General features: G+C 68.1%; 4 protein-coding genes and 1 pseudogene. All 5 read left to right on the top strand.

What is annotated here, in order from left to right:
• A partial coding sequence (locus tag FKP22_RS32495) for a hypothetical protein (protein ID WP_211361519.1) occupies positions 1-201 on the top strand: 201 nt, incomplete at its 5' end.
• A 74-nt stretch (positions 202-275) separates the two neighbouring features.
• A complete protein-coding gene (locus FKP22_RS22515) occupies positions 276-911 on the top strand; it encodes a YqiA/YcfP family alpha/beta fold hydrolase (RefSeq protein WP_141289918.1) in 636 nt (211 codons plus the stop codon).
• Entirely contained in the window at positions 908-2,956 is a 2,049-nt protein-coding gene (locus tag FKP22_RS22510) for a ribonuclease catalytic domain-containing protein (protein ID WP_141289917.1), read from the top strand. The genes FKP22_RS22515 and FKP22_RS22510 overlap by 4 nt, the downstream gene beginning before the upstream one ends.
• A 50-nt stretch (positions 2,957-3,006) precedes the next feature.
• Entirely contained in the window at positions 3,007-3,903 is an 897-nt protein-coding gene (locus tag FKP22_RS22505) for an energy transducer TonB family protein (RefSeq protein WP_141289916.1), read from the top strand.
• A 23-nt stretch (positions 3,904-3,926) separates the two neighbouring features.
• Positions 3,927-4,308, top strand: a pseudogene (gene aroE / locus FKP22_RS22500) (shikimate dehydrogenase); the annotation flags it as partial.

Below are 4,308 nucleotides of genomic sequence, written 5' to 3'. Positions count from 1 at the left end.
GGGCGCAGCCGGCGGGACAAGGCAAGGTGTTGGATGGGCATGAAGGCGATGAACGAAGCCAGCCGGGTTCTGGCTGGCAGGAAGAAAGCGGAACAACCGCCAAAAGGAGGCCGCGATCTTGTGGACCGTTGGCCTGAAGTCAAGTTCCGGCAAGTCGGCAGCCTGCTGGCCCGCCCGGTTGCAAAACCGCGCACTTTGTAGGGGCCGGCCAACGCCGTCAATGCCCAGTTTCCTCAGCAAGGCCCATGCCCAGGGCTGCAACCTACACTGGCGTGATGCCCGCCCCGCCCAGCCATTTGCTCTACCTGCACGGTTTCCGCTCTTCCCCGCAGTCGATGAAGGCCCAGGTGGTGGGCCGCTGGCTGGCCGAGCACCGGCCCGAGCTGCAGTTCTGGTGCCCGCAGCTGCCGCCCTCGCCGGCCGAGGCCATCGCGCTGGCGCTGCAGGGCGTGGCCGACTGGCCGAAGGCGCGCATGGCCATCATCGGCAGCTCACTGGGCGGCTTCTACGCCAGCGTGCTGGCCGAGCGACTGGGCTGCCCGGCGGTGCTGCTGAACCCTGCGGTCAACCCGGCGCGCGACCTGGCCAAGCACATCGGCGAACAAAGCACCTGGCAGACGCCGGAGCAACGCTTTTATTTCCGCGCCGAGTTCATCCCGGAGCTGGAGGCGATGAAGCCAGTCTCACTGACCCGGCCCGAGCGCTACGCGGCGGTGATCGCCAAAGGCGACGAGGTGCTGGACTGGCAGGAGATGAGCGCCCGCCACACAGGTGCCAGCACCCTGCTGCTGGAAGGCAGTGACCATGCACTGAGCGAATTCGCCGGCCCGCTGGCCTTTGTGCTGGACTTTCTGGGCTTGTCGGACGCGCCAGCGGCGCGTCCCATGCCTTCAGCGACAATCCGCCGGTGACTTACGCCCTGTTTGATGATGCTGGCAAATTCCTCGCCGGCCGTGTGATGTCCGAGGCCGACAGTTCGATGCAGATCGAGCTGGAATCGGGCAAGCGCGTCAAAGTGAAAACCGCCAATGTGCTGCTGCGCTTCGAGAAGCCGCAGCCGGCAGAACTGATTGCGTCCGCGCAGGCCAAGGCCGCCGAGATCGACCTGGACCTGGCCTGGGAATTTGCGCCCGAAGGCGAGTTCGGCTTTGCCGAGTTCGCGAAGGACTACTTCTCGGCCCAGGCCGGCCTCGAACTGCAGGCCGCCGCGCTGTTCCGCCTGTTCGAGGCGCCGCACTACTTCCGCCGCGCCGGGAAGGGCCAGTTCAAGAAGGCGCCGGAGGAGATCGTCAAGGCCGCGCTGCTGGCCATCGAGCGCAAGGCGCAGCAGGCCGCGCAGATCGACACCTGGGCGGCCGAACTGGCGGCAGGCAGCACGCCCGCGCCGATCCGCGATCAGCTCTACAAGATCCTTTTCAAGCCGGACAAGAATGCGCCCGAGTACAAGGCCGTGGTCGAGGCCGCCAAGCGCAGCCAGCGGGCGCCGCTGGACCTGCTGAAGGAGGCGGGCGCGATCAACAGCCCCTACCAGTTCCACTGGCAGCGCTTCCTGTTCGAGCAGTTTCCCAAGGGCACCGGCTTTCCCGCGCTGCAGGCGCCGCAGATTGCCGACGAACTGCCGCTGGCCGCCGTGCAGGCCTTCTCCATCGACGATTCGCAGACCACCGAGATCGACGACGCGCTGTCCGTCACCGGCCTGGGCTCGGGCGAGATCACCTTCGGCGTGCACATCGCCGCACCCGGCCTGGCCATTCAACCCGATTCGCCGGTCGACAAAGTGGCCCGCGAGCGCCTGTCCACGGTCTACATGCCGGGCTGGAAGCTGACCATGCTGCCCGACGAGGTGGTGCAGGCCTACACGCTGATCGAAGGCCGCGACTGCCCGGCGGTGAGCCTGTACGTGCGCTTCGACGAAGCCACGCTGGAAGTGAAAAGCACCGAGACCAGGCTGGAGCGCGTGCCGATTGCGGCCAACCTGCGCCATGACCAGCTGGACGCGGTGATCACCGAAGCCTCGCTGACCGGCGAGGCGCCGGCCGACTATGCGTTTGCGCCCGAGCTGGCCTTCTGCTTCCGCCTGGCGCGGCACCTGAAGGCGGCGCGCGAAGTGGTGCGCGGCAAGCCGGAGAACTTCAACCGCCCCGACTACAACTTCAAGCTCGACGGCAGCGGCAGCGAGCCCGCCGGCAGCGAGAAGGTCATCATCACCGAGCGCAAGCGCGGTGCGCCGCTGGACCTGATCGTCTCCGAGGCGATGATCCTGGCCAACAGCACCTGGGGCGGGCTGATGGGCGATGTGGGCGTGCCCGGCATCTACCGCAGCCAGGCCAGCATGGCGCCGGGCGTGAAAGTGCGCATGGGCGTGCGCCCCGCCCCGCATGCCGGCATGGGCGTGGCGCAGTACAGCTGGGCCACCTCGCCGCTGCGCCGCTACGTGGACCTGGTGAACCAGTGGCAGATCATTGCCTGCGCGCGCCATGGCCGCACCGCCGCACTGGTCGCGCCGTTCAAGCCCAAGGACGCCACGCTGTTCTCGGTCATCTCGGCCTTCGACGGCGCCTACAGCGCGTACAACGGTTTCCAGCAGGCCATCGAGCGCTTCTGGACGCTGCGCTGGCTGGAGCAGAACGAGGTGACCGAGCTGGATGCCAGCGTGATGAAGGACGGCCTGGTACGGGCCGAGACGCTGCCGCTGGTCTTCCGCGCGCTGGGCACCGAGGCCATGCCGCGCAATGCCCGCGTGCGCGTGCGCATCACCGGCCTGGACCTGCTGACGCTGGACCTGCACGCCAACCTGCTGGTGCGCCTGGACGACCCAGGTGCAGCACCGACCGAAGGCGCCGACGAGCCCATGGACGACCAGGACGAGGCGCCGGCCACTGGTGGTCTGACGCTGGCCATCGACCTCAGCGATGGCGATGCTGCGCCACCGGCGCCGGCTGCCGACGCCGGCTGAGCCCGACCTTCGCAGTTCCACCCCGCCACCGCCCACCTCGCCTGCCGACGATGAGTTCGCCTGCCGCTGCCGCCCCACCGCCCCGCACTTCATGGCGCCCCTCGGTGCTGCAGACCGCGCTGCTGGTCTCGGTCGCGGTGCATGCCGTGCTGCTGAGCCTGCGCTTCGTGGACCCGGAGCGCTTCAACCGCATCTTCGAGGACACGCCGCTGGAGGTGGTGCTGGTCAATGCACGCAGCGATGAGCGGCCTGAGAAGGCGCAGGCGATCGCCCAGGCCAGCCTGGCCGGTGGTGGCGAAGCCGAAACCGGCCGCGCCACCTCGCCGCTGCCGCCCTCGCCTTTCTCGCTGCCCGGCGAGGCGCTGGATGATGCACAGCGCCAGATCAAGCAGATGCAGGACGTGCAGCAACAGCTGCTGGCCGACATCCGCCGTGAACTCGCGCTGCTGCCGCCACCGGACCCCAGCAAGCCGGTGATGTCGCGCGAAGAAGCCGAGCGCGAAGAGCGTCGGCGCCAGATGCTGAGAACGCTCGCCGAGATCGAGAAGCGCATCAACGAAGAAAACGCGCGGCCGAAGAAGCGCTACATCAGCCCGGCCACGCGCGAGGAGGTCTACGCGATCTACTACGACAGCCTGCGCCGCAAGATCGAGGAACGTGGCACGCGCGACTTCCCGCAGTACAAGGGCCAGAAGCTGTACGGCGAGCTGACGATGAACCTGACCATTGACGCCGCCGGCCAGGTGATAGACGCCGACGTGGTGCGCCCCTCGAAGTCAGCCGAGCTGAACCGCCGCGCGGTGGCCATCGTGCATGCCGCCGGGCCCTTCGGCAAGTTCACCGACGCGATGCGCCGCCAGGCCGACCAGATCGTCGTCACCTCCCGCTTTCGCTTCACCCGCACCGACGGGCTGGAAGCGACTGCCGAAGCGACGATTCGCCAGTGACTTCCCCGACCGCCTTTGCACCGATGCCCGAATCCTTGGCCCGCTACGCCGTCTTCGGCAATCCGATCTCGCACAGCCGCTCGCCGCGCATCCACGGCTGGTTCGCCGAGGCCACCGGCCAGGCGCTGCGCTACGAAGCGCTGCTGGCGCCGGTGGATGGCTTTGCCGCATCGCTGCAGGCTTTTGCCGACGCTGGCGGCCTGGGCTGCAATGTCACGGTGCCGTTCAAGTTCGAGGCTTTTGCGCTGGCGCACCAGGCTTCGCCACGCGCCCGCCTGGCCAGCGCTGCCAATTTCCTGCGTCGAGAAGGCCAGGGCTGGTGGGCCGACAACACCGACGGTGCCGGCCTGGTGCGCGACCTGGTGCATAACGCGCAGCAAACCATTGCCGGCAGCCGCGTGCTGC

It is taken from the genome of Ideonella azotifigens (genome assembly GCF_006519715.1).
Classification (GTDB): domain Bacteria; phylum Pseudomonadota; class Gammaproteobacteria; order Burkholderiales; family Burkholderiaceae_C; genus Ideonella; species Ideonella azotifigens.
The sequence above is the reverse complement of the archived record's forward strand: the minus strand, read 5'-3'. Positions and strand labels throughout refer to the sequence as shown.